The 26,375-nt window shown below is 43.5% G+C and carries 26 protein-coding genes; 19 read left to right on the plus strand and 7 right to left on the minus strand.

Features of this window, described 5'->3' with window-relative positions:
• The 3 genes from PYW33_RS05015 to PYW33_RS05025 all read left to right on the plus strand — a co-directional run bounded on the left by PYW33_RS05015 (position 1) and on the right by PYW33_RS05025 (position 2,506).
• Positions 1-366 carry a NirD/YgiW/YdeI family stress tolerance protein gene (locus PYW33_RS05015; RefSeq protein ID WP_004645581.1) on the plus strand — a complete coding sequence of 122 codons (366 nt, stop codon included), beginning with the start codon at positions 1-3 and terminating at the stop codon, positions 364-366.
• Between the two features lie 135 nt (positions 367-501).
• A complete protein-coding gene (locus PYW33_RS05020) occupies positions 502-1,167 on the plus strand; it encodes a response regulator transcription factor (RefSeq protein WP_004645580.1) in 666 nt (221 codons plus the stop codon).
• Positions 1,168-1,171: 4 nt separating this feature from the next.
• The gene (locus PYW33_RS05025) at positions 1,172-2,506 is read left to right on the plus strand and encodes an ATP-binding protein (protein WP_004645579.1); all 1,335 of its coding nucleotides are present in this window, start codon (positions 1,172-1,174) and stop codon (positions 2,504-2,506) included.
• Between the two features lie 75 nt (positions 2,507-2,581).
• On the opposite strand, the gene hemP is transcribed toward PYW33_RS05025, so the two are convergent.
• A complete protein-coding gene (hemP, locus tag PYW33_RS05030; RefSeq protein ID WP_004645578.1) occupies positions 2,582-2,752 on the minus strand; it encodes a hemin uptake protein HemP in 171 nt (56 codons plus the stop codon).
• Positions 2,753-2,890: 138 nt separating this feature from the next.
• Here hemP and PYW33_RS05035 point away from each other — a divergent pair, with 138 nt between their 5' ends.
• The gene (locus tag PYW33_RS05035) at positions 2,891-3,790 is read left to right on the plus strand and encodes an NUDIX domain-containing protein (protein WP_004645577.1); all 900 of its coding nucleotides are present in this window, start codon (positions 2,891-2,893) and stop codon (positions 3,788-3,790) included.
• Between the two features lie 58 nt (positions 3,791-3,848).
• Here the strand turns inward: PYW33_RS05035 and PYW33_RS05040 are convergent, their stop codons facing one another.
• Both PYW33_RS05040 and mrcB read right to left on the minus strand, forming a co-directional pair.
• On the minus strand, positions 3,849-4,394 hold the full coding sequence (locus tag PYW33_RS05040; RefSeq protein WP_026055721.1) for a hypothetical protein: 546 nt from the start codon (positions 4,392-4,394) through the stop codon (positions 3,849-3,851).
• 20 nt (positions 4,395-4,414) lie between these two features.
• On the minus strand, positions 4,415-6,805 hold the full coding sequence (mrcB, locus tag PYW33_RS05045; RefSeq protein WP_004645575.1) for a penicillin-binding protein 1B: 2,391 nt from the start codon (positions 6,803-6,805) through the stop codon (positions 4,415-4,417).
• Positions 6,806-6,996: 191 nt separating this feature from the next.
• Here mrcB and PYW33_RS05050 point away from each other — a divergent pair, with 191 nt between their 5' ends.
• On the plus strand, positions 6,997-7,935 hold the full coding sequence (locus PYW33_RS05050; RefSeq protein WP_004645573.1) for an NAD(+) kinase: 939 nt from the start codon (positions 6,997-6,999) through the stop codon (positions 7,933-7,935).
• Between the two features lie 3 nt (positions 7,936-7,938).
• Entirely contained in the window at positions 7,939-8,211 is a 273-nt protein-coding gene (locus PYW33_RS05055; RefSeq protein ID WP_004278992.1) for a YeaC family protein, read from the plus strand.
• Positions 8,212-8,293: 82 nt separating this feature from the next.
• On the opposite strand, the gene PYW33_RS05060 is transcribed toward PYW33_RS05055, so the two are convergent.
• Positions 8,294-9,295, minus strand: a complete 1,002-nt coding sequence (locus tag PYW33_RS05060) for a glycosyl transferase family protein (protein WP_004645572.1) — start codon at positions 9,293-9,295, stop codon at positions 8,294-8,296.
• Between the two features lie 408 nt (positions 9,296-9,703).
• On the opposite strand from PYW33_RS05060, the gene PYW33_RS05065 reads away from it, so the two are divergent.
• Entirely contained in the window at positions 9,704-11,047 is a 1,344-nt protein-coding gene (locus PYW33_RS05065) for a dicarboxylate/amino acid:cation symporter (protein WP_016806607.1), read from the plus strand.
• A 159-nt stretch (positions 11,048-11,206) separates the two neighbouring features.
• Complete coding sequence (locus PYW33_RS05070; protein WP_005106494.1) at positions 11,207-12,349, plus strand: acyl-CoA dehydrogenase family protein; 1,143 nt, start codon at positions 11,207-11,209, stop codon at positions 12,347-12,349.
• 83 nt (positions 12,350-12,432) lie between these two features.
• Here the strand turns inward: PYW33_RS05070 and PYW33_RS05075 are convergent, their stop codons facing one another.
• Positions 12,433-12,951: a DJ-1/PfpI family protein gene (locus PYW33_RS05075; RefSeq protein WP_016806606.1), complete on the minus strand. Its 519-nt coding sequence runs from the start codon at positions 12,949-12,951 to the stop codon at positions 12,433-12,435.
• Between the two features lie 487 nt (positions 12,952-13,438).
• Here PYW33_RS05075 and pheA point away from each other — a divergent pair, with 487 nt between their 5' ends.
• From pheA to PYW33_RS05100, 5 genes are all read left to right on the plus strand, one after another.
• Positions 13,439-14,548, plus strand: coding sequence for a prephenate dehydratase (gene pheA, locus PYW33_RS05080; RefSeq protein WP_004645570.1), 1,110 nt, complete (start codon positions 13,439-13,441; stop codon positions 14,546-14,548).
• Positions 14,549-14,614: 66 nt separating this feature from the next.
• On the plus strand, positions 14,615-15,706 hold the full coding sequence (hisC, locus tag PYW33_RS05085) for a histidinol-phosphate transaminase (protein ID WP_004645569.1): 1,092 nt from the start codon (positions 14,615-14,617) through the stop codon (positions 15,704-15,706).
• A 3-nt stretch (positions 15,707-15,709) separates the two neighbouring features.
• Complete coding sequence (locus tag PYW33_RS05090) at positions 15,710-17,956, plus strand: bifunctional prephenate dehydrogenase/3-phosphoshikimate 1-carboxyvinyltransferase (RefSeq protein ID WP_004645568.1); 2,247 nt, start codon at positions 15,710-15,712, stop codon at positions 17,954-17,956.
• A gap of 99 nt (positions 17,957-18,055) precedes the next feature.
• Positions 18,056-18,418, plus strand: a complete 363-nt coding sequence (locus tag PYW33_RS05095) for a hypothetical protein (protein WP_004645567.1) — start codon at positions 18,056-18,058, stop codon at positions 18,416-18,418.
• Positions 18,406-18,948, plus strand: coding sequence for a GNAT family N-acetyltransferase (locus tag PYW33_RS05100; RefSeq protein ID WP_004645566.1), 543 nt, complete (start codon positions 18,406-18,408; stop codon positions 18,946-18,948). The genes PYW33_RS05095 and PYW33_RS05100 overlap by 13 nt, the downstream gene beginning before the upstream one ends.
• Before the next feature lie 33 nt (positions 18,949-18,981).
• On the opposite strand, the gene PYW33_RS05105 is transcribed toward PYW33_RS05100, so the two are convergent.
• Entirely contained in the window at positions 18,982-19,614 is a 633-nt protein-coding gene (locus tag PYW33_RS05105; protein ID WP_004645565.1) for an alpha/beta hydrolase, read from the minus strand.
• 123 nt (positions 19,615-19,737) lie between these two features.
• Here PYW33_RS05105 and yaaA point away from each other — a divergent pair, with 123 nt between their 5' ends.
• The 4 genes from yaaA to PYW33_RS05125 all read left to right on the plus strand — a co-directional run bounded on the left by yaaA (position 19,738) and on the right by PYW33_RS05125 (position 24,499).
• Positions 19,738-20,520, plus strand: coding sequence for a peroxide stress protein YaaA (gene yaaA, locus PYW33_RS05110; RefSeq protein WP_004645564.1), 783 nt, complete (start codon positions 19,738-19,740; stop codon positions 20,518-20,520).
• A gap of 1,179 nt (positions 20,521-21,699) precedes the next feature.
• Entirely contained in the window at positions 21,700-23,022 is a 1,323-nt protein-coding gene (locus tag PYW33_RS05115; RefSeq protein ID WP_004645563.1) for an NCS2 family permease, read from the plus strand.
• Positions 23,023-23,098: 76 nt separating this feature from the next.
• Positions 23,099-24,100 carry an adenosine deaminase gene (locus tag PYW33_RS05120; protein WP_004645562.1) on the plus strand — a complete coding sequence of 334 codons (1,002 nt, stop codon included), beginning with the start codon at positions 23,099-23,101 and terminating at the stop codon, positions 24,098-24,100.
• 45 nt (positions 24,101-24,145) lie between these two features.
• On the plus strand, positions 24,146-24,499 hold the full coding sequence (locus tag PYW33_RS05125; protein ID WP_004645560.1) for a hypothetical protein: 354 nt from the start codon (positions 24,146-24,148) through the stop codon (positions 24,497-24,499).
• 43 nt (positions 24,500-24,542) lie between these two features.
• On the opposite strand, the gene PYW33_RS05130 is transcribed toward PYW33_RS05125, so the two are convergent.
• Positions 24,543-25,106, minus strand: coding sequence for a cytochrome b (locus tag PYW33_RS05130; RefSeq protein WP_026055720.1), 564 nt, complete (start codon positions 25,104-25,106; stop codon positions 24,543-24,545).
• A 217-nt stretch (positions 25,107-25,323) separates the two neighbouring features.
• Between PYW33_RS05130 and PYW33_RS05135 the strand changes: the two genes are divergently transcribed.
• Both PYW33_RS05135 and rnhB read left to right on the plus strand, forming a co-directional pair.
• The gene (locus PYW33_RS05135) at positions 25,324-25,695 is read left to right on the plus strand and encodes a hypothetical protein (RefSeq protein ID WP_004278974.1); all 372 of its coding nucleotides are present in this window, start codon (positions 25,324-25,326) and stop codon (positions 25,693-25,695) included.
• A gap of 59 nt (positions 25,696-25,754) precedes the next feature.
• Entirely contained in the window at positions 25,755-26,342 is a 588-nt protein-coding gene (gene rnhB / locus PYW33_RS05140) for a ribonuclease HII (RefSeq protein WP_004278973.1), read from the plus strand.
• Positions 26,343-26,375: the final 33 nt, after the last annotated feature.

Consider the following 26,375-nt stretch of genomic DNA (forward strand, 5'->3'; position numbering starts at 1 on the left):
ATGAAAATGATGATAAATACGGTTTTGGCAGCTGCATTGATGGGTTCTATCGCGACGGCTACGATAGCAAGTAGCGACACTGCTGTGAATCAGGCTGCTTTTGCTAAATCGACCACAGTCAAACAGGCACTGGCCATGAAAGATGACAGTAAGGTTCAGCTTAAAGGTTATGTCGTGAAAGCGGTCGGTGATGAAAAATACCAGTTCCGAGACAGCACAGGAACTATTACTGTTGAGATTGATGATGAACTTTGGCAAGGCAAACCGATTTCAGCCAAAACACCGGTAATCATCACAGGTGAAATCGACATTGATTATAAACCGGCAAAACGTGTTGAAATTGAGGTTGATCAGGTTCGTTTCTAATATCGCCTGATTTGCTGAAATCAATTTGAACACAGCGACAAAAAACCACATGCAAGTTACCAAAAAGCATGTGGTTTTTTTGAGTCTGGAACTTTTTCAAGGCAAGATAGAACAAGGAAGCAAACGGAGCAGAATATGCGTATTCTTTTGGCGGAAGATGATCAGTCTCAGGCAGACAGTATCCAGACTTGGCTGGAAATGGACGGTTATGTGATTGATCGGGTAGAGCGTGGTGATCATGCGATCCTAGCGATTGAGCAGCATAAATATGACTGTATTCTGCTGGATCGTGGCCTGCCGAATGCCACTGGAGATGACATTCTGAAAATTTTGCGCAGCCAACATCAAGATACGCCGGTGATTTTTATTACGGCCAAAGACAGTATTGATGACCGGGTTGAAGGTCTGGATTTAGGCGCGAATGATTATCTGGTCAAACCTTTTAGTCTGGAAGAACTTTCGGCCCGAGTTCGTGCCCAACTCAGACAGAAACAGCAAACACCGAATCATATCCTGCAATGGCAGGATCTCAGTCTGGACACTCAAGCCAAGACCCTAACTAAAGAAGGTCAAGCTGTGAATCTGACTGCGAAGGAATTTCAAATTCTATACAAGCTGATGCAGCAGCCTGAACATATTGTCACCCGTGAACAGCTAGAAGAATCGCTGTACGCTTGGGGTGATGAAATTGAAAGTAATGCCATTGAAGTATTTATCTATCAGCTGCGTAAAAAAATCGGCAGCCAGATGATCAAGACTATTCGCGGTCTGGGCTATCGCATGCATAAGGCTGAGGCTTAACCCCATGTCGGCTGCTATTTCCCTGCAAACCCGGCTAATTAAACATGCGCTGTTCAGTTCCATCTTGGCCGGAATATTGGCCTGGCTGCTGTTATTGGGAATTTCCAGTTATCAGGCCAGTCAGCTGCATGATGAATTAATGCAGCAGATTTCTGAGTTGCTGCTTGGCGATGTCACCCAGGCCAAAGGCACCCAGGTGGATGAGCTCAGTGAACAGTTTGATATCCAGTATGCCTTGTTGCTGGATCAGCAGGTACTGACAACTTCGATTGATGATGAATTAATTAATACCATTCCAAAAGCACGGAACAACGGCTTCCAGTTTGCTTATGAGAATGGTCGTTTTATCCGGATACTGACTGCGGAAGATGACGACCTTCAGGTCAAAATCGTACAGCCACTTTCAGTACGTTTCGATGAACTCTGGCAAACTACTTTGGGCTTTGCCGGGATCTTATTCACTTTATGGCTAGTGCAATGGCTGATTCTAAGGGTCTCGGTCAAACGCCAGTTACGGCCATTAAACAAGATTTCGCGTGCCATTGGTTCCAAGACTGCTCAGGATCTGAGTCCTATTAAAACACCTGACCCTGAAATCACTGAACTGCAACCGATCATTCGTCAGCTGAATGCCATGCTCGGCCGGCTGGAGAAATCACTGGCTGCTGAACAGCGTTTTACTGCAGATGCTTCACATGAGCTGCGTTCGCCACTGTCTGCGATTCAAATGCGTCTACAGGTTTTAAAACGCAAATATCAAGATGATGCACAGCTCCCTCAGGCATTACAGTTGATCCAAAATGATGTCAACCGCGGCACGCAGGTACTGGAAAATTTACTTTTACTGGCACGACTCGATCCGGAGCGAACAGGGCAATTAGCAACGCAAACGATTAATCTTAAGAATCTGGTTCAGGAGGCTTTGCAGGCCTTGCAGCCTTTTGCAGAAGAAAAAGACATTCATTGGAATCTAAAACTTGAGGATGCTGTGATCGAAGCGAATCCAGAACTGATTTTTAGTTGTATTCGCAATCTGGTCGACAATGCGATCCGTTATACGCCGCAACAGGGACAGGTCGAGATCCGAACAGTTATTGAGCAGCATCAGATACAGTTACTGATTGAAAACTCAGGAGAGGGGATTGCTGATGAGGTACTGGAACGTTTAGGTGAACGTTTTTATCGGGCTTTGGGTACGCGAACTCAGGGTTCAGGTCTAGGTCTGTCCATTTGCCAGAAAATTATGGCACTGCATGCAGCTAAAATTGACTATGCGCCGTCGGACTTGGGTGGACTTAAAGTGTCATTGAGTTTTGAGCCTGATGGCAAAATCTCATGATTAGAAGATTAAAAAGCAGTATGCGCTGATTCATACTGCTGCTTCCCACGTTTGTTATTATTAGAACTGATTTAATTATTTGGTCAGAATAAGACGGTTATTGCGGGTCAGACGCAAGCGGTATTCTTCGCCGGCATGCATGATCCGGATTTCACGACCCAGTGCAAACAGATTGTTGGAGTGCAGCATTGGCAAGGCATGGTGAGTATCATTGTTACGGGTGAATAGGCTAAATGGGGCGTTCATTCCGTCGACTCCGTGGTGTGTTTTGGATTGATTTAAATGATAATCATTATCGAATAGATCTGTCAACGAAATATTGAGCAATTTATAAAAAACTCTAATTTGCTTACAATCTGTAAAACTTTAACGGTTCTGTACATCATGACTAAAGCTACGATTCATGTCGCAATTGCGCTTTTATTTTATCAAAATCAGGTTCTCGTCGGCTGGCGTGAGGCCAAGCAGCATCAGGGTAATAAATATGAATTTCCAGGCGGAAAAGTTGAACAGGGCGAATTACCAGTCGAGGCATGTCGCCGCGAAGTGATGGAAGAGGTCGGCGTTGATATCGAATGCTGGCATGCCTCTGATTTTATCTCCCATGAATATGAAGATCTCATTGTCAATTTGCATATTTTCCATGCTTCAGTACAGCCTGCTCAACTGGCTGAAATCAAACAGCCCTGGCGCTGGTACAGTCGGGAAGAACTTGGACAGCTGAATTTTCCGAAAGCCAATCAGTCCATGATCCAAAAGCTGCAATGGCCGCAGCGCATCAAGATAGCTGAAGATCTGGATATTTTATCAAGTCTGGATACAGATCAAATGTTGTATTGGCGCGTGGAAGCAACGCCTGAATGGATCATGCAATTACAGCAATATCCGGTAGATCAACTCTCCAAGTTAATCATTAATCAGCAGCTTTGGTCACAACTGAATGAATTGCAGCAGCAGACGATTTGCACGATTCATCTAAAACAGAATCAACTGATGAACTTGAAACAAAGTGAATTGAAATCTGGCTATCGTTATCTAGCGGCTTGTCATGACCTGACCGCTTTAATGCATGCAGAACAGATCGGCTGTGAAGCGGCTTTACTGAGTCCGGTACTAGCGACCGCAACGCATCCGGACACACCTGCGCTAGGCTGGGAGCAATTCAAGCAAATGGCAGAGCAGGTACAGATTCCGGTTTTTGCTTTGGGCGGAATGAAAGCTGAAGAACTCGATTATGCAAAAAGCCAGCATGCTTATGGCATTGCCGGCATTCGCTATATTTAAACACTTTATTTAGAAAATAAACTTTCTATTGGTAAGTCAGTTTCTATAGAAAATTATCTTAAAGCTTTTTCAGTGCCTGTTGAGCTTGCTGAATCGCTTTGGCATTTTTCCGCAACTGAGCAGATTTAAGGCGCACTTGCCAAAGCTGCTTTTTCATGACACTAGATTGTGCATAACTCAGGCCACGTAAGGCAAAAGCATCGGCGCTTGCTGGCTGATTTTTACGGTTGGCGATCATGCCCAAGTATAAATAGGTTTCTGGTGCCTGAGGGGCCAGTCGCTGTGCCTGAGTTGCAGCAGCTTCAGCTTGAGCAAATTGCTGCTTGGTATAGGCCTGCTGGGTTTGCTGCATCAGACTCTTGAAGGCCGGCAGATTACGTCCATCATCAAACTTTTGGCTTTTCGGCTTCTGTTCAGGAATGACAATTTTCTGACGTTTGATGTCAGGACGGTCATAAGGCGTAATCACAACGCCGTCTGGTGTTTTTGCCTTAGGTTTTTCCGTCGCAGGCTTGGCAGGGCTAACTGGCTTTTCTGGCTCAGAGATACTTTGGCAGCCCACCAGACTGAGGATGAGCAAACCAGGGAGGATTTTTCTTAACATAAACATAAACATAAACTCAATTAATGGCTATAACTTCCACTGGCGATAATACGGGTTTCGCTCTCAAGATCGCGTTCTATTTCTGTTTCACTTTCTTGTATGTAGCGACTCATATCATCCTGTTCAGCATCAGATGGCGCAGGTTCTGAATCAATATCATAAGGTTCCGTCACATAGTGCGAGATGCCGCAGGCAGTCGCCTGATTTGGCAGGGCATGACGCGAAATCGGGATATACATGGCGCCTTCACAGCCTTGTGCAGACAATAAACCAGTATAACGATCCAGCCAATGCCATTCGATTTCATTCGGCTGTGGCAGATTCACCGGTTTCTGGCGCAACTGTTTCATGACATTGGTCCAAACGGGCAGGGCACCTGAAGAACCGGTTAAGCCAGTGACTTTGTTGTCATCCAGACCGAGCCAAACCACGGTCATATAATTACCTGAGTATCCGGCAAACCATGAGTCACGGCTGTCATTCGTAGTACCGGACTTACCAGCAAGATTCAGACTGCGTGGTAAGCTGTTATAGGCTGCACGACCTGTACCATTCGACATGACCTGTTGTAAGCCATAATTCAGGGCATAAGCAGAAGCTGGATCAATGGTCGGTTGTACACTCAGGCTATAACGATCCAGAGAGCGGCCGTTGGCATCCACCACAGAGCGGATGGCTTTGGTTGGGTATTTAAAGCCGCCTGTAGCAAAGTTGCCGTAAATATTCATCACTTCCATCGGGGACATATCTACCGCACCCAAGTAAATCGATGGATAAGATGGAATATCTGAGGTCACACCAAATTTTTTCAGATGATTAATAAAGGTGGACAGACCAAATTCTTGTGCTAAACGCACAGTGGACAGGTTATAAGATTGCGATAAGGCTTGTGACATTGGAATGACACCATGTCCGCGACCACTATAGTTTTTCGGCGTCCAGGTTTTGCCATCACTCTTGATGCTGATTTCACTGTCTTCAATTGGGCTTGCCCAGTGATAACGGTTCGATTCCAGGGCACTCAGGTAGATCACCGGTTTTAGCAGGGAACCGACTTGACGCTTGGCATCGACTGCACGGTTAAAGCCGGTAAAATCTTGAGTCGAACCCACCGCGGCCACCAGCTCACCATTTTCCGGATGCGATACCAATACTGCGCCCTGTAAATCTTTCAGGCGACCTGGATTGGATTTACTTAAACGCGCCACCGTCTCTTTAAAGCTGTCCTGAATTCTGGTTTGGGCTAAAGGATCTAAAGTGGTGAAAATTCGCAGACCCTGATTGGTCAGATCGGTTTCCTGATAATCTGTGCGTAATTGACGACGTACGATATCCAGAAAATCCGGGAAGCGGGCAGGGCCTAAAGTCGGTTTGGAAATGACATTTAACGGACGTGCGGTTTCTTTTTCATATTGTTCCTGAGTCAGATAGCCCATCACCAGCATATTATTCAGAACGATATCACGACGTTTTTTCGCACTTTCAGGATTGCGCCATGGATTATATAGGCTTGGACCTTGGACTAAACCCACCAGAAATGCTTGCTGGGAAATATTCAGTTCACGCAGTGGCAGGCCAAAATAAAACTGCGATGCCAGACCATAACCATTAATGGAGTAGTTACCATTCTGGCCCAGATTTACCTCATTCAGATAAGCTTCCAGAATTTCATTTTTGTCATAATGCAATTCAATCAGCATCGCCATAAAGGCTTCATTCACTTTACGTTTTAAAGTGCGCTCAGGGGTCAAATAGAAATTTTTAACCAATTGCTGGGTCAAGGTTGAACCACCCTGACGTTTACCACCGGTAATATTGCTGACCACGGCACGTGCAATACCACGCGGTGAAACCCCATGATGCTCATAGAACTTACGATCTTCGGTCGCGATCAGCGCTTCGATCAAGGGCTTAGGCACTTTATTTAGCTTAATCAGCACACGGTCTTCGTTATGTTGCGGATAAATCCCGCCTATTAATAAAGGTTCTAAACGCGCAATCCCGCTTGAAGAGGGTTTGGTCGCGCTGACTTCTGCAATCTGTTCACCGCTGAAACTGACTTTCAATATTTGTTCCGGTTCAACCCGGTCACCAAAATCAAAGCCGCGTGTATGCACATACAGGGTATTGCCAGTGCTGACAAAGTTGCCTGATTTAGTATAACTATCCGAATTTTTATAACCGAGTAATTTTAATTCTTGTTGGAAATCCTGCAGGCTGACTGGGGCATTCACGTACACTTCCATCGGACGTGCGAAGACCTTGGCCGGAATATCCCAGCGCTGACCTTCAAACTTGTCGCGTACAATATTGTCTAATCTAATCAAATAGATACTAAATGCTACAAAGATAGAAATGACAATAATAGAAAAAATTAAGGCAAGAAACCCCATGCCACGTTCAGATTTCATAAATACTTATAAGATCCTGTGAAATTGTGCTAATCATGCGAAGCTTTTCATTATTTTGCAATATTTAATCAAGAAATGCGCTTAAAATTAAAATGAAACCCCACAATTTCTCCTTAATTCGAATATATTTCAAATAATTTCCTACCTATGAAGCACTGTTATAAATTGTCATCCAGGTATAGCTTAATGTTATGATAAGCAGGATTCGTAGCGGAGCGACGACACTGGTGCAAATTTCCCATAAGACCTTTCGAAATATCGGGTTAATAGGACGTCCTGATAAATCGTCGGTGGTTGAAACCTTATGCCTTATTCACGATCATCTTCTCAATTTAGGCCTACACCCAGTTTTTGATGCAGCGACAGCTGAACTTGTTCCCTATCAAAATACCCAAACCGTCAGTCGTGCCTTATTGGGTGAGGTGGTGGATCTGGTGATTGTCGTGGGCGGTGACGGCTCGCTATTACATGCAGCACGCGCCTTGGTCAAGTACAATACCCCGGTGATCGGGGTTAACCGTGGTCGTCTGGGTTTTTTAACGGATATCAAGCCGACTGAAGTGATATTCAAGCTGGATCAGGTATTAAAGGGTGACTTTCAGACTGAGCGACGCTTTTTACTCGAAGTCGAAATTCGCTCCAAAGGTGAAGTGATTTACGATGCCATTGCTCTAAATGATGTGGTGCTACATTCAGGGAAATCGGTACATATGATCGATTTTGAACTGAATATTGATGGACAATATGTCTATCGTCAGCACAGCGATGGCCTGATAGTCTCTACGCCGACTGGTTCTACGGCTTATGCGCTTTCTGGTGGTGGCCCGATTGTACATCCAAGTATGGATGCGATTGCCTTGGTACCGATGCATCCGCATACCTTGTCTTCACGCCCGATTGTGGTCGGTGGACATAGTGAAATTAAATTACTGATTCGTGAAAATCGCGTACTGCCGATGGTTAGTGCGGATGGACAACACAGTGTGTCTTTGAATGTGGGTGATAGCGTCCATATTCGCAAGCATCCCTTTAAACTGAATCTTCTGCATCCACCGGGTTATGACTTTTATAATGCCTGTCGAACCAAACTGGGGTGGAATCAGGACTTTGATTATTTTAAGCAGGATTAAATCATGAATATTGAACAAATGCTTGCCGTACTCAATCCTGAGATTGTTGAACGCCTAAGAACAGCAGTCGAAATTGGAAAGTGGCCAAACGGTGTAGCCTTGACACCAGAACAACGTCAGACCTGTATGCAGGCAGTGTATGCCTGGGAAATGAAAAACCTGCCTGAAAATGAGCGCAGCGGTTATATCGATCGCGGTACTAAAGAAGAGGGTGAAGAGTGTGATGATGATCATCACAAGAATGAACCTGAATTCAAGCCGATTCGTTTTGTTTAAGGCTTAATTCCCAGCCAATAGCAATACAATTAAAAAAAGCATTGTTCATTCACTGAACAATGCTTTTTTCTTTTGCACAAGATTAAACCGTGTGGCGATTCGCCCATAAGATTTTGGCTTTTTGCATCGCAGCTTCAAAGCTGTCACACACGCCCATGGTATATAGCGCAATGCCCATAGTTTCTATCACTGCAATCTCGCCATAATCATGGCTTTGCTGACCGTCCCAGACAGCCTTAAATAGCGCCAGATCCAGTTCTTCTTCAATTGGACTGCGGTTGTCAGTGAGCTTTGGCAATTCATGCTCATAGAGCAGGCCATCTTTAATGCCACAGATGAGCGTTTTGGCATCCGGATTACGCTCGAATTCGCCCCCTTCACCTTTAATCACGGCACTATTTTTATAGCCTAAGCGGAAAGCCGCTTGCTGATGCGAACCACGATACGCTGGATGGAAAATTGCTTGCAGGGTCGCTTTGGCATTAAACGGATTGATCAGACGCGCCAGCGTATGAATCGGGGAGCGTAACCCCATGACATTACGCAGCGCAATCAAGTCTGCAAGAATCGGAGAAATCACTTCTAGCGGAATATAGGCAAAATGCTGTTGTTGCAGTTGCTGTTCAACCTCGGCATCATTTTGACAGATTGGATAGCCTAAGTAAGTCAGCACCTGTTCGGTGTAAACACGGTTCATGGTATGGCCTGAGGCACCATGCATCACAATATTATAACCATGCTTGGCCAGCGTCAGCGCTGCCAGAATAAACCATGGATAATGTTTGCGCTTGCCCGCATAGGACGACCAATCCAGATCGACATCCAGTTTTTTGAAACTCAGCTGGTCACGTGTCGCCTGTACGAAACCGGCCAACTCATCTACAGATTCTTCCTTGACCCGCAATAACATCAAGAATGCACCTAACTGCACATCCAGCACTTCATTTTTCAAAATCATACTGAAGGCTTGATAGGCTTCATCATAGCTGAGGGAGCGGGCGCCATTTTTCCCTTTACCCACAATGCGTACATATTGGGCAAAGGGATGTTCGAAATCTTTATAGATATTTCTTTTGGTATTCATAACTTTTTACAGCTTGCAGAAAATATTAATGTCAAGGGAGAGGGTGAAAATCCATAAACCTTTCAGTATACGTAAAACAATCAGTTAAATCTGATTATCGACTAATGTCTAATCCAATATTGATTAAAAAGCAAACAAGCGCATAATAAGTTATGCACATTTAGTATGAATATTCGGTAAAATTTAGGCAATTTTTAGAGTCTGTTTAATTTTTCTTAATCTCTTTCTCCCATTTAATACTTTGGTCTGATACTGAGTGTCAGATTCAATGCATGGCTGATTATCATTTTGAACATTCTCTTGAGCCTTTTGATATTTGATCCGGTTCACCCTGAGAAGGGATGAAGAGGTCAGTATATTTCTCAAAATGGTCTTTCTTATTTTTGATATCGTTCAAGTAGATTTATTATGGCGAAACAACCAATTTATAAGTCACTGTATTTTCAAGTGATTGTGGCCATTATCGCAGGTATTCTGGTCGGGCATTTTTCGCCTAGTGGTACGCAAATTGTCAATGGCGTAGAACAACATGTCCCTGGCTTGGGCGAACAGCTTAAACCGCTTGGTGATGCATTTATCCGTCTGATTAAAATGATCATCGCACCTGTGATTTTCTGTACCGTAGTGAGCGGTATTGCGGGTATGGAAAGCATGAAATCAGTGGGTAAAACTGGTGGTGTTGCTTTACTTTACTTCGAGATCGTATCTACGATTGCTTTGGTCATCGGTCTGGTCGTGATTAACATCGTGAAGCCTGGTGTGGGCATGAACGTTGATCCTGCTTCACTGGATACCAGTGGCATCAGTAAATATGTTGCTTCAGGTGAGTCACAATCGACTATCGACTTCCTGATGAACATTATTCCAAATACGGTTGTGGGCGCATTTGCAGAAGGCGAAATCCTGCAAGTTCTATTGTTCGCGATTATCTTTGGTTTTGCGCTGCATAAGCTAGGTGATCAAGGCAAGCCAGTCCTGAAACTCATTGACCAGATTTCACATGTATTCTTCAACATCGTGAATATGGTGATGAAACTTGCTCCAATTGGTGCATTTGGTGCAATGGCGTTTACAATTGGTAAATATGGTATTGGTTCTCTTGCTCAGCTGGCACAGTTGATCATTTGTTTCTATGTTACCTGCGTACTGTTTATTTTCATCGTATTGGGCTCAATTGCGCGTTTCGCAGGGTTCAGCATCATGAAGATGATCCGCCTGATTCGCGAAGAACTTCTGATTGTACTGGGGACGTCATCTTCAGAATCAGTACTGCCACGTATGTTGAAGAAACTGGAACTTGCCGGTGCTGAAAAATCAGTGGTAGGCCTGGTAATTCCAACTGGTTATTCATTTAACCTGGATGGTACGTCGATTTACTTGACGATGGCTGCGATCTTCATTGCACAAGCGACCAATACACAACTTGATTTGTCTCATCAAATTACGCTGCTTCTGGTACTTCTGATCTCATCTAAGGGTGCGGCAGGCGTGACTGGTTCAGGCTTTATTGTGATGGCGGCAACTTTGGCTGCTGTAGGGAATATTCCTGTTGCAGGTCTAGCATTGATTCTCGGTATCGATCGTTTCATGTCTGAAGCTCGTGCCTTGACCAATCTGGTCGGTAACTCTTTGGCGACTTTAGTGGTTGCGAAATGGGTGGGCCAGTTAGATATGGACAAGCTGAACTATGCTTTAGCAAATCCTGCAGAAATTGACGAAAAAATGGCACAAGAAGGCAATAACGCTCACTAATTTTGAGTCTGTCTTTCATGTCTAAAAGGGAAGCTTCGGCTTCCCTTTTTTATTGACTGTGAAGTTAGTAAAAAGATGAATGCCGGCACATGACAGGGAGCAGGAAAGTCGATAGTCTGTGAAAAGGAAACTAAAATGATAAACAACAAGGACAATAGAATGCTTGCCTACGATGCCGATCTAGAATTATTCCGCGATAATTTTAAACGCTTTATGAACGAACATGTCGCACCGTACTACGACCAGTGGGAACGTGAAGGTCTGATGCCGCGTTCAGTCTGGAATGCACTCGGTGAAAATGGCTTCTTGTGTGTCGATGTTCCAGAAGAATATGGTGGCTATGGGGTGCCGACCGATTATTCCTTGATGCTGATCGAAGAATCTGCACGTGCCGGATACAGTGCGATTGCCACAGGTCTGTCTTGTCATTCCGATATTGCAGCACCGTATATCCTGCATATCGGTACCGAAGAACAGAAAAAATACTGGTTACCAAAAATGGTCACCGGTGAAGTGGTCGGTGCGATCGGCATGACTGAACCGGGTGCTGGTTCAGATTTGCAAGCTATGCGCACCAGTGCCATCTTGCATGATGAACATTATCTGTTAAATGGCTCAAAAACCTTCATTTCCAATGGTCAGCATGCTGACTTAGTGGTGCTTGCCGTCAAAACCGATCCGCAAGCCCGTGCCAAAGGCGTTTCATTGTTGCTGGTCGATACCCATCTGGAAGGCTTTAAAAAAGGCACCAATTTGGACAAGATTGGTCTGCATGCTCAGGATACGTCTGAACTGTTCTTCGACAATGTCAAAGTGCCAAAGGAGCAATTACTGGGTCAGCCGGGACAGGGATTTGCTTACCTGATGCAGGAATTGCCGCGTGAGCGTACCGCCATTGCTGCCACCGCTCTAGGCGCCATTCGTGGATCTATTGATGTGACCACACAGTATGTGAAAGAGCGTCAGGCTTTTGGTCAGGCGATCGGTCAATTCCAGAATACCCGTTTTGTGCTTGCGCAAGCGAAAATTGATGAATTGGCGACCGCAGCATTTTATAACCAGAATCTTGAGCTTTATATGCAAGGGAAACTGGATGTAGAAACTGCAGCGGCATTGAAGAGCTTTTCTACCGATATGCAGATGAAAATCGCGGACAATCTCCTGCAATTATTTGGGGGTTATGGCTATATGACTGAATATCCAATTTCACGTTTCTTCGTTGATGCGCGGATCCAGCGGATTTATGGGGGTACCAATGAAATCATGAAGGAGATTGTGGCCCGCGGTCTGTTAGGGCGTTAATAGCTCAACCATAAAAAAGAGTCCCGAAGGACTCTTTTTTATAGGGGAGAACATGGCCAAGATGGGAAATATTTTTTAAGACTTTATGATTTTAAAACATCCAAACATTCATGAATAAAAATGGGTAAATCATTGGGTAGGCGCGATGAAATCAACTGATTATTGTCATTCACCAGTTCCGCATCATAATACGTTCCACCGGCACGTTGTACGCGACTGGCATGCGCGCGAATACTGGTAATAATTCGATTTTTTAGTACATCTGCTTCGCACAGTAATAATGATGCATCACATAAACTAAAGATGGTTTTCTTGGCCTGGTTAAAAGCTTGGATAAATTGAAGCACCCGCATATCGGTAGATAAAGAAACTGCAGATTCACCGCCAGGGATCAGCAAGGCATCAAAATCATCAATACTGATTTGTTCGATGCCCCGGTCAATCGTCACTGCAGAACAGCCATGCAGACCATAGACCACTTTTCCTACATTAAACTCAATATTACAGATGCTATGCTTTGCTTCCAGCAAGGCCGCAACGGGTTCAAGATATTCCTGATCTTCAAAATTATTCGTCAAAAGTACAGCTATTCTTTTTGGCATGACTGACACCCAAACGCTTGTTTTAAGTTAGACTATCTATGATTGGTTAAAAAATCGTCTCTGCTTTGTAATTGAGTAGTGATTTAATGTAAAAAATAAGTGAAATCAAAGAGAAGTCGATAAAAATGGGGTTGCAGAGTGTGCATTTTATTGTGAAATCTATCTTAGATATGAATGGTTCAAAAATGACGTGTGAAAAGTAATTATTTTAATTTTCTTATGCTTAAAACCGCTATATAGATTAAGAAATAGTGATATTTCATCTTCCTTAAAATCAGTTAATATGGACAGGCAAAGTTTACAATTTAATAATGTAAATCAAGCAGAAAAGCTGAAGTAAATGTTACCAGATATGACCAAAAGCGATAAATGGTTAAAATCAACTGTATGTTTTTAAGACTTAATCTACCAATGTCATATTGCGTAACATTTGAAAGCTCACTATTGTTATACTGAACAGATAAGGTTTATGAAGGGCGACAGAACAATGATCAACGACGATCAAAACACCACGACTTCTCTTGATTTGGCAAAAATTCGTGAAGATATCGATTCTGTTGATCAGCAAATTCAGCAATTGATTAACCGTCGGGCACGTTTGGCTGAAGCTGTGGCAAAAGCAAAGTTTGCTTCAGAAGAGAATCCGCTGTTTTACCGTCCAGAACGTGAAGCTCAGGTTTTGCGTAATGTCATGGAACGTAATGAAGGGCCATTGTCTGATACCACCATGGCACGTCTGTTCCGTGAAATCATGTCGGCCTGTCTGGCACTTGAAGCTCCGCAAAGCATTGCTTTCTTGGGACCAGTCGGGACCTATACTCATTCTGCGGTACTCAAGCACTTTGGCCATGATGCTGTGGTTCGTCCTTTACCGACCATTGATGAAGTTTTCCGTGACGTGGAAGCGGGTAGTGCCCATTATGGTCTGGTGCCGGTAGAAAATTCCTCTGAAGGCGTGGTTAACCATACTTTAGACTGTTTCAAAACCTCGAACCTGAATGTGATTGGCGAAGTTGAATTACCGATTCACCATCAGTTCCTGATTTCTGAAAATACCCGTAAAGACAGCATCAAACAGATTTATGCGCATCAGCAGACTTTGGCACAGTGCCGTAAGTGGCTGGATGCGCATTATCCAGGCGTGGAACGTGTCGCTTTAAGCTCCAACGCAGAAGCAGCGCGCCGTATTCGTAATGAATGGCATTCTGCCGCGATTGCCTCTGAAATTGCTGCGAGTATCTATGATCTCGAAATCATGCATAGCAATATCGAGGACAATCCGGAAAATACCACACGCTTCCTGGTGATTGGTCGTGAAAAAGTGCCTCAAAGTGGTAATGACAAGACTTCATTACTAATCTCAGCGCATGATCGTGCCGGAGCTTTGCTGGAAATTCTGGCGCCGTTTGCCAAGCACAATATCAGTCTGACCAGTATTGAAACCCGGCCTGCACTTCCTGAAAAATGGGCTTATGTGTTCTTCATTGATCTTGAAGGCCATATTGAGCAGGAACACGTGAAAGCAGCCATTGAAGAAATTCGTCCTTTGGTTAAAGAAGTTCGCGTGCTCGGTTCATATCCTGCAGCTGTACTTTAAGTCAGCTATATGTGGTCAGGGCGAGGGTACTGACCACTGTTTTATACCTAAAATTGGAAGTCTAAAATGTCGTTTGTTCCAGCCAATTCAGGCATCTCAAAATTAAAGCCATATCAACCGGGTAAACCGATCAGTGAACTTGAGCGCGAGTTGGGTCTTACCGATATCGTCAAACTGGCTTCAAATGAAAATCCGCTGGGTTGTTCAGATAAAGTCAAAGAAGCGGTCGCTGCGGAAATTGCTGAAATTGGCCGTTATCCAGATGGTGGTGGTTTTATCCTGAAAGATCAGATCAAAACCCAGTTTGGTTTTAATCATGATCAGATTACCTTGGGGAATGGTTCAAACGACTTACTGGAAATGTTTGCCCGTGCATTCGTTTCAGAAAATGATTCGGTGGTGTATAGCCAGCATGCTTTTGCGGTTTATGCATTGGTAACTCAAGCCATTAATGCGCAAGCGATTGAAGTACCAGCTAAAGGCTTCTCGCATGACTTGGAAGCAATGGCGGCTGCCATTCAGGACAACACCAAACTCGTTTTCATTGCAAACCCGAATAATCCAACCGGAACCTGGTTCGAAGAAGCTGAATTTGAAGCTTTCATGCAAAAAGTTCCTGCTAATGTCATCGTGGTTCTGGATGAAGCCTATGTGGAATATTTCCCGGAAAACTTCAACAGCTTGAAATTCCTTGCGCAATATCCAAACCTGATCGTTAGCCGTACTTTGTCGAAGTGTTATGGTTTGGCTGCACTACGTGTTGGTTTTGCTCTGGCTTCAGTTGAAGTGACAGATTACCTGAACCGTATTCGTCAACCATTTAATGTCAACCATTTAGCGATGGTCGCTGCGGTGGCTGCACTGAAAGATGAAGACTTTATCGCGCGTTCTCGTGAAGTGAATAAAGCCGGTATGGCGCAACTTGAAGCTGGCTTTAAGGCTTTGGGTCTTAACTATGTGCCTTCACGTGCCAACTTTATTCTGGTAGATGTACAGGCAGACCCATCAGCAACCTTCAATGGTTTGCTCAAACAAGGGGTGATTGTGCGTCCGGTTGGTATTTCAAATCACATTCGCGTATCGATTGGTACTGAAGCAGAAAATGCGAAATTCTTGAGCGCATTGGCTAAAGTACTCGGTTTAGAGGCAAAAGCTTAAACCATGTCGCAGCCACTGTTTGAAAAAGTTGCATTTATCGGGCTTGGACTGATTGGTTCAAGTCTGGCGCGTGTCATTCGAGCCGAGCATTTGGCCAATGACATCGTTGCATCGACACGTTCACAAAAGACTTTGGACGATGCTAAATCTCTTGGCCTGATTTCCGAAGGCTATGCCGATCCTGTAGAGGCGGTCAAAGGTGCTGATCTGGTAGTGCTTGCATTGCCGGTACGTGCCACGCAAAAGGTGTTGGAAGCCATTCAGCCTTATTTATCTCCCAATACCATTATTACTGATGTTGGTAGTACCAAAGGTAATGTGGTCGATGCAGCGAAAGCGGTTTTTGGCGATGAACTGCCTGAAGGTTTTGTACCGGGCCATCCGATTGCAGGTGCCGAGCATACCGGGGTGCATGCAGGTAAAGTTGATTTATTTGCCAATCACAAGGTGATCTTGACGCCACTGCCAAGCAGTGCAGACTGGGCCGTCGATAAACTGATTCAGCTGTGGCAAGCGGCGAAAGCCGAAGTGATTTGTATGGATGTCGACAAGCACGATGAAGTGCTGGCGCATACCAGTCATCTTCCGCATCTCATGGCATTCAACTTGGTTGAGCAATTGGCCAAGCGTGAAGACAATTTAGATATATTTCGTTATGCTGCCGGTGGCTTCCGGGATTTCTCGCGAATTGCCGCTAGCGATCCACAAATGTGGCATGACATCTTTTTTGCCAACAAAAAAGCAGTTCTGAATGCTGTTGATGGCTTTGAACAGCAGCTCGCGATTATTCGCAAATTGATTGAAGATGAAGATTCCCACGCATTGATGGGCTTATTGGGTCATGCGCAGGCAGCTCGCCAGCATTTCAACCATATGCTCGCCAAGAAACCTTTCATGGAGAAAAATAAAGTGACACAACAATTTACCATTCAGCCGGGTGCCAAGAAATTTCAGGGTAAATTTACCGTGCCAGGTGACAAATCTGTGTCACATCGCTCGATCATGTTTGGTGCGATTGCAGAAGGTACCACACATGTGACCGGCTTTTTGGAAGGTGAGGATGCTCTAGCGACACTGCAAGCTTTCCGTGATATGGGAGTCAGCATTGAAGGCCCTAAAAATGGTGAAGTCACCATTCATGGTGTTGGCATGCAAGGCTTAAAAGCGCCGCAGTCTGCCATTTATATGGGCAACTCAGGCACTTCAATGCGTTTGCTGTCGGGTATGCTAGCAGCACAGAAATTTGATTCAGTGATGACAGGGGATGCGTCATTGTCTAAACGTCCAATGGAGCGTATTGCCAAGCCTTTACGTGAAATGGGCGCGCAAATTCAGACCACTGGTGAGCGAGGTACGCCACCTGTATCCATCACCGGCAACCAAAACCTGAAAGGGATTCAGTACGATTTGCCAATGGCCTCTGCTCAGGTGAAATCAGGGATTCTACTTGCAGGTCTATGGGCGGAAGGTGAAACTTCGGTGACTGAACCAGAACCAACACGCGACCATACTGAACGTATGCTGCGTGCATTTGGTTATGAAGTGAAAACCGAAGGCAACCGAATTTCCCTGCAAGGTGGCGGCAAGTTAGTGGGTACCAACATTCAAGTGCCTTCAGATATTTCTTCAGCAGCCTTCTTTATGGTGGGTGCGGCCATTACTGAAAATTCGGACGTCACCCTTGAAGCGGTAGGCATTAACCCGACCCGTACTGGTGTGATTGAAATCCTCAAGCAAATGGGTGCGGACATTACAGTTGAAAACGAGCGTATTGCAGGCGGTGAACCGATTGCTGATATCCGTATTCGTGGTACACGTACATTAAAAGGGATTCATATGCCGGAAGATCAGGTGCCATTAGCAATTGATGAATTCCCGGCGCTATTCATTGCCGCTGCATGTGCTGAAGGTCAAACCATCCTGACCGGTGCTGCCGAGCTTCGCGTGAAAGAATCGGATCGTATTCAGGTCATGGCAGATGGTCTTCAAACCATGGGCATCGACTGTACCCCAACTGAAGATGGCATCATCATTGAAGGTAAGGGTAAGTCCGGTGACTGGTTGCCAATCTTTACGGGTGGTGAAATTGAATCGCATCACGATCACCGTATCGCGATGAGTTTTTCGATTGCCGGTTTGCGTAATTCGGAGCAGATCAAGATTGTCGGAACCGAAACGGTCGCAACCAGTTTCCCGACCTTCACAGAATTGACCTCAATCGCAGGACTGCCAATTCAAGTATCAGAATAATTTTTAAAATTATGTGAAACAGCCAAGCTTTTGCTTGGCTGTTTTGTTTATATTGCTTATGCTAAACCCATATAAGAAAAAAGCCATTTGGAAGTAGCGATGCGAAAATTAAAATTCATGGCCAATACCCAGAGCCAAACACCACGGGATGGTCAAGAAACCCAGGAATATGTAGCACATTTACTTGCCGAAAAATTAGGTAAATACGGTTTTCAGACCTTAAGCCAAAGTGGTGCTCAGGTTGCCGTCAGCGTAGAAGACCATGCGCTGCCTTTATCTGTGAGTTGCGAAACCAGAGATGAACAAGGGCATCTGGTCTGTGAGATTGCCTCATATCCTGAAGAAGAACAGGACTGGCTGGATCGTATCACCGAAAGAAGTTTGCTTAATCAGCTTGCACAGGCAGTGGAAACCTCTCTAAAAGAGCAGGAACGCTTTAGCGAGTTTGAATGGAAGAGCTAATTCAACAGACTCAATCAGCTTTGCCTACACTGCAAAGTAAACGCTTGATCCTGAATTGTTTTAAATCAGCCGATGCCAAAGAGACTTATGCTTCAATTACCCCGAGTTTGACACGTTTTATGGCGTGGGATGCACCAGATTCTGAACAGGGATTTGCAACAGTCTGGCAAAATTGGCTGGAAAATATGAACGATCATAAAGAATATGTATTTGTGATCCGTTATATTGAAACACAAGAATTTATTGGACTATGTGGTTTACATCGACTTCATGAGGAAATACCTGAAGTCGGTATTTGGATTCGTGAAACTGCACATGGTCATCATTATGGACATGAGGTAGTGCATTGTGTTGTGGCTTATGCTTTCAATACATTAGGGATTCAAGTTTTAAGCTACCCGGTAGCAGAAGAAAACTGGGCTAGCCGTAAAATTGCAGACCGCTTGGGTGGAAAAATTATCCGCTACATCGATAAGCCTAAATATCGGGCTGTGATGTATGAAATTTTTGCAGAAGATTTTGTCTTTTAATAAAAAAACCCATCATCTGATGGGTTTTTTTATTTAGCCAAGCGCTAAGTACCGGGTCATTGCGATCCGCAATTGCTTTAAATAGCCGGTAAAGAAGTGGTTGGCACCAGGTAATACGGTCACTAAATGGCGTTGTGGCTTTGCCCATTCAATCATATCTGAGAGCAAAGTTACTTCATCGGCTTCACCATGAATGAACAAAATGTCACCTTTAATGGCGGGTGTCACATAATGACGAATACCAGCCACTGTTGCAGTCGGCAGACCACATAAAATGGTTTGCTTTGGTTGCAGTTCTACGGGTAAGGCTGCATAGCTTTTTGCCATGACATGCGCACCAAAACTAAAACCGCCTGCATAAAAAGGCAGGGCAATATGCTGGTTGCGAGCGAACCGAATGACTTCTAATACATCATCCGTTTCACCGAAGCCCTCGTCGTGTATACCTTCACTTTGACCAGAACCACGGAAACTTGGACGATACACAATACAGCCACGTTCCAGATACATTTGTGCCAGTAAAACCGGAACCTTATGTTGTGGTGTACCGCCTTGCAATGGATGGGGGTGACAAACTACCGCGAATCCTTTCACTTCACCCTGAGGATAATCCACAAAAACTTCAATCTGACCCGCAGGCCCTTGAAGAAAAATTTGCTCGGGCATATAAAAACCGATGATTAACAGGAGAATCGTGCATTTTAACGATTATGGTGAATAAAAACATGAATTGGAATTAAAATAAGCAGACTGATATAGTTTGATTAATCATTTTTTGACCAGGTTGCCATGCTCGCTTTAATTTCTCCAGCCAAAACTCTCGATTACGATACTCCATTACCGACTGACCAATTTACTCAAGCGAGATTATTAGAACATTCACAGGACTTGATCAACGTTTGTCGCACACTTTCTGCAACAGAAATTTCCAGCTTAATGAGTGTTAGTGAAAAAATTGCCACTTTAAATACCGCACGTTTTAATGACTGGCAACCGGATTTTAATTTAGCCAATGCCCGTCAGGCGATTTTTGCATTTAAAGGCGATGTCTATACAGGTCTGGATGCCTATAGTTTAAAACATGAAGATCTGCACTATGCACAAGACCGTTTACGCATGTTGTCTGGATTATATGGACTCTTACGTCCCTTGGATTTGATGATGCCGTACCGTCTGGAAATGGGAACCAAATTGGCCAATTCCCGCGGGCATAACCTATATGACTTCTGGGCACATCACATTACTGATCTGATTAATCAGGATCTAGCAGCAGCAAATTCTGAAATCCTGGTGAATATCGCCTCTGATGAATATTATAAATCAGTCAACGAGCGCAAAATTCAGGCGGACATTATCAAGCCGGTATTTCTGGATCAGAAAAATGGCAAATATAAAGTGATTAGTTTCTATGCCAAAAAAGCACGGGGTCTTATGGCGCGTTTTATGATTGAAAATAAAATTGATCGTGTCGAAGAGCTAAAAGCTTTTAATACTGATGGCTATTATTTTGATGCAGACAGTTCACTCAAGGGAGAACTGGTATTCAAGCGTGATGAACAACTGAGTGCATAAATGAGATGATTCCCGGTATCCAGCATGAGGATATGTATGCCGGATATTGGGATGTCTTTATTATGGTTAGGTTCTTAACTAGTGTTCAACGTTTTGACTCTATGATGAGTGAAGTGTGGATGAACTGCATAATGAAAACTTCAAGATAGTTAAAAATAAAAAATATCGTTAAACACTTTGAAATCCCTCGCAAAATCTCCCTTATTTAGATCATTTTATTTTAAAAATTAAAGTTGAGCATTCTTGGAAAAGGCCGATAAAATAAACCGAAATAAGTTCTATTGAATAGGTTAGATTTCATTTATCTACATATTTTAATTTTGAATAAACTTCTTTTAGGTGGTTTAAAAAATATATTAAATTCAATTATTTAGTTTTTTTAAAAGGATTTTTAATAGGATCGATTTTTTGAAAAAAGAATTATAAATTAATTAAGTATTAATAAATAAAACGACATAAAATTAATATTTAGAGGATAAATAAATGCCTTCTATCGGGTTAAATGTAAACTATGTCACAAGTTTGTTAGGTTTTTTGTTAGCATAATTGCATAGTGTTACAAAGCAGCATAATAAAAATGAAAATATATGCTATCCCTGTTTTTGCCTTAATGATCAGTTTATTAGGATTTTGTGTCCATAAACAGTCCGAAATCAGAAAATATGAAAAGATCCGTCATGTCTTGAACGATGGACGTGATTCAAGCAAATTGCTGGAATCCAATCGGCATCGACATTAAGCAGGCTAGACAACCTTCTTTCGTTGATTGGGCTAAAATGATAAAATTAAATCAATAATAAATATAATAAATTTTTTTCAATATTCATCTGGAATATATTAATTTCTAATAAAGTGTAAAATCAAATAAGCAATAATAAATCAATGTGTTATAATTTGCCAACGATCAGGATGAAGCAGAATCCATCTTGTTAAGCATTTGATTTAAATCGTAAAATAAAGCTGCATAAAGGTTATGCAGCTTTTTTGTTTAGATTTTTTTTTGGGTTTTTATAGCATAGCCCTGGGGCTGTAAGCTGTTCCAACATTTTAACCCGTCAAATGGCTATGCTGGCATATTCGTTGCTAACACATCCTTAAAATTGATGAATTTTTTTTATAAAATTTCATTTATTTGACGGCTTGCTTAAAGCATTAAGTTTACTCAATAGGGGCTAGGTCATGACGACTCCTAATCCATCTTCAGAAAGTATGCTTGAACGTCTGTTTAAACTGAGTGAAAACAAAACCAGTTTCCGTACAGAAGTTCTTGCCGGTGTAACTACATTCTTAACGATGTGTTACATCATTATTGTCAATCCGATGATTTTGTCCGAAACGGGGATGGATCATGGGGCTGTCTTTGTAGCAACCTGTCTTGCAGCCGCGATTGGCTGTTTAGTCATGGGCTTGATTGCAAATTATCCAATTGCACTTGCACCAGGCATGGGCTTGAATGCCTTTTTTACCTATTCCGTATGTTTGGGAATGGGTGTGCCTTGGCAAACAGCACTTGGGGCTGTGTTTATCTCGGGTCTTGTGTTTATTGCGATCAGCATGTTCAAAATCCGTGAAGCCATTGTAAATGCGATTCCAATGTCGCTGAAACTGGCCATCGGTGGTGGTATTGGCTTATTCCTTGCGCTGATTGCTTTGAAAAATGCCGGCCTGATTGTGGATAATCCCGCTACATTGGTAGGTTTGGGTGATTTAAAACAACCATCGGTTTTACTTGCATTATTTGGTTTCCTTCTGGTTGTTGTGATGCATCACTTTAAAGTGCGTGGTGCGATCATCATCAGTATTTTGGTGTTAACCGGTATTTCAGCAGCATTGGGTCTGAGTGAATTTAAAGGTGTGGTTGGCGCAGTGCCATCGATTGCACCTACATTTATGCAAATGAGCTTTGAAGGTCTGTTCACTGCCAGTTTAATTGGCGTGATTTTTGTCTTCTTTCTGGTTGATCTGTTTGACTCAACCGGTACGCTCGTAGGTGTTTCACACCGTGCAGGCTTGTTGAAAGATGGCAAACTGCCGCGTTTGAAAAAAGCACTTTTTGCTGACTCTTCTGCAATTGTTGCAGGTGCAGCTTTAGGTACCTCATCGACTACACCATACATTGAATCTTCTGCAGGCGTAGCAGCCGGTGGCCGTACAGGTCTAACTGCTGTCGTAGTCGGTATCCTGTTTGTTGCCTGTTTGTTCCTGGCACCATTGGCACAGTCTGTACCAAGCTTTGCAACAGCGCCAGCGCTGTTATTTGTCGGTGTCTTAATGATTCAAGGTATCGTGCATATTGACTGGGAAGATATTACAGAAGCAGTCCCTGCATTTTTAACCATTGTATTTATGCCATTTACCTATTCGATTGCGGATGGTATTGCGATGGGCTTCATTAGCTATGCACTGATCAAATTGTTAACCGGTAAGGCATCAACTGTACCGTATATGGTCTGGATTATTGCAGTACTATGGACGCTTAAATTCGCACTATTTGGCGGCTAATTTTTCTAGATTTGGAAAGGGTGTAAACTCAGTTTGCACCCTTTTTTTATTATTTTAGGTTTCATGAGGAGAAGCGATGAACCGTCTTGAGTTGATTCGAGCTTTGCCAAAAGCTGAGCTTCATGTTCATATTGAGGGCACTTTTGAGCCTGAGCTAATGTTTGCGATCGCTCAGCGTAATAAAATTGCCATCCCGTATAAATCTGTTGAAGAAGTTAAACAGGCGTATAACTTTCATAATCTTCAGTCGTTCCTGGATATTTATTATGCTGGTGCAGCTGTATTGATTCATGAACAGGATTTTTATGATCTGGCTTGGGCGTATTTTGAAAAATGTGCTGAAGACCGGGTCGTGCATACTGAAATGTTCTTTGATCCACAAACCCATACCGACCGTGGCGTTGCTTTTTCAACCGTGATCAACGGCTTGCAAAAAGCCTGTGATGATGCCAAAGCTAAACTTGGCATCAGTTCACATCTGATTATGTGTTTCTTGCGTCATTTAAGTGAAGAGGCTGCTTTTGCAACACTGGAACAGGCCTTACCTTATAAAGACCAGATTATTGCGGTCGGTCTGGACTCAAGTGAAGTAGGGCATCCACCTTCAAAGTTTGAGCGTGTCTTTGCTAAAGCACGTGAAGCAGGTTTCTTGGTTGTAGCGCATGCAGGTGAAGAAGGCCCGGCAGCTTATGTCTGGGAAGCTTTAGATTTGCTGAAAGTGAATCGTATCGATCATGGTGTACGCTCTGAAGAAGATCTGGCGTTAATGCAGCGCCTGATTGCAGAGAAGATGCCACTGACGGTTTGTCCATTGTCAAACCTGAAACTCTGCGTCGTGGATGATATGCAGCAGCATAATATCCGTCGCCTCTTGCAACAAGGCGTGCACGTTACAGTCAATTCAGATGATCCATCTTATTTTGGTGGTTATATGAATGACAATTTTATTGCCATTGCTGAAGCACTGGATTTAAGCAATGAGGAACTCAAGCAGTTGGCCATTAACTCATTTGAAGCCTCTTTTATTACCGATACTGAAAAAGAGCAATGGATCAACCAGATCCGTGCCCTGGTTTAAGTTTTTAAATAAAAGGCAGGGTTCGCTCTGCCTTTGTTTTTATAGATGGATATGAAATTGAAAAATATAATTCTGCTCATCAGTAGCGTGTTGATATCTGCTTGCTCAAATGCGGATATGACTTTGACACAGCGTACTTTAAAACCCGTGATTGAATACCAATGTGCAAAAGAATTGAAAGCATCTAAATTCTGGACTGCCTCGACCTATTTTATGCAGGACAAAAATAAAGCTGAACTTGAACAGAATGTCTGTTCATGTGTAGGTGAGCATGCACTCAAGGATATTCCGGCAAGCACTTTACTGAAAGCGACTCTGGATGAAGAAGTAAAGTCAAAACTCACGCAACAGGCTATTGCAAACAGTCTGAAAGGCTGCATGACCGAGTTCTTAAAATAAAATCAGTTTTGCAATGAAAGCTGATTGAGTGTGGTTTTGCAGATTATTTTTTAGAAGATTTGGATTGTCGGGTCATGCTGTTGAGTACATGATCTTTATCGATAAAATGATGTTTCAGTGCTGCGAAAATATGTCCAACTAAAAGTAAGCCAACTGCCCAGGAAAGCCAGATATGTAGGGGTTTTACGATCGCGGTTACAGCCGGATTTTCTGCAATCAGTGCCGGCAGGTTAAATAAATATAGCACTGGTGCTGGATAGCCCAGACTCCAGCTATATAAACAGCCGGTGACAGGTAGAGCAATCAGCATAAAATACAAAGCCAGATGACCTGCATGTGCCAAAGTTTTCATCCGGGGTGACATAGTGTCCGGTAGTTCAGGGGCAGGATGGGTATAACGCCAGAAAATTCGCACAACCAACAGGAAAATAATGGTGGTGGCGATATTTTTATGCAGGGTGATGACATCGCCTTTAAAGCTGCCATCGACCTCATAACTTAAAAAATTCCCACTATAAAAACCAATCAGCCAGGCCGCAATAAAGATAACTGCCATGATCCAGTGCAACCATTGTGCCGTGCGCGTGTAATATTGTACTTTTTCCATGTGATTTTCGATTGCCCTCAAAGATGGATGCACCTTAGCAAAGGGCGAATCAGCCCAGCAATTCCAAATCTGCAACGCTATGGTGGCTTTCATGCAACATCCATTGAAATGGCTGGGTGCAGATTAAACATTCAGGATGATTTATAGATTTCTTATTCAGGTGAATTTCGGCACAATAGCGTCACGCTTCATATATGAATAAACAAGGAACAGATCTGTGAAAAAATTATTGGCTGCACTTGCTCCGCTTACTTTGGTTTTATCTGCTTGTGCAACAACAGGCAGCCCTGAAACGCAAACCACGACTCAACAGCTGGGTGGGGCTGCGCTTAAAATCGCGATCAATGCAAAATGTACGACTGAGCTGAATAATATTCCAGCATGGCAAACAGCTACACGTCTAATGACTACGACCCAAAAGCAGAATATCCAGACTGAAATTTGTGGCTGTGTCAGTGAAAAAGCACCCCAAAGCGTAACAGCGGTAGATTTGGCGACTGCAGCGATTGACCCGGCAGCACGTGCGACGATTGTCGGCAATGTGGTTGCAAAAACCATTAACGCTTGTGTAGCTGAAGCTGTAAACTAAGCCAAGATTAAATTGAAATAGGCTGACTGGTTCAGCCTATTTTTTATGGAAAAATAGACATGAAGATTGCGGGTGTAGATGAAGCAGGGCGTGGGCCATTAGTGGGTTCGGTGGTCGCTGCGGCAGTTATTTTGGATCCGAACAACCCGATTGAGGGTTTAAATGATTCTAAAAAACTCACTGAAAAGAAGCGTGAAAAACTTTTTATCGAGATTCAGGAAAAAGCGCTGGCATGGGCCATTGCTGAGGCTTCTGCGGCAGAGATTGATGAACATAATATTTTGCAAGCTTCTTTGCTGGCCATGCGCCGTGCTGTAGAAGCTTTGCCAGTTCAGCCTGAGCATGTATTGGTCGATGGCAACAAGATTCCACAGGGCCTTGCTATGAGCTGTGATGCCGTGGTGGGTGGTGATGCACTGCATGCTGAAATTTCAGCAGCCAGTATTCTGGCGAAAGTAACCCGTGATCATCAGATGATCGAGATGGACCAGAAGCATCCGCAATTTGGCTTTGCCAAGCACAAGGGTTATCCGACCAAGGCACATTTTGAAGCGATTGCCTTACATGGCGTGATTGATGAGCATCGTCGCAGTTTTGGGCCGGTAAAAAAGGTGATTGCAGCATTACAGCAGGGTGCAGAACTTTAAGTTTTATTTTAAATTATCTAAGTATTTAATATT

The organism is Acinetobacter lwoffii, assembly GCF_029024105.1.
Lineage (GTDB): Bacteria > Pseudomonadota > Gammaproteobacteria > Pseudomonadales > Moraxellaceae > Acinetobacter > Acinetobacter lwoffii.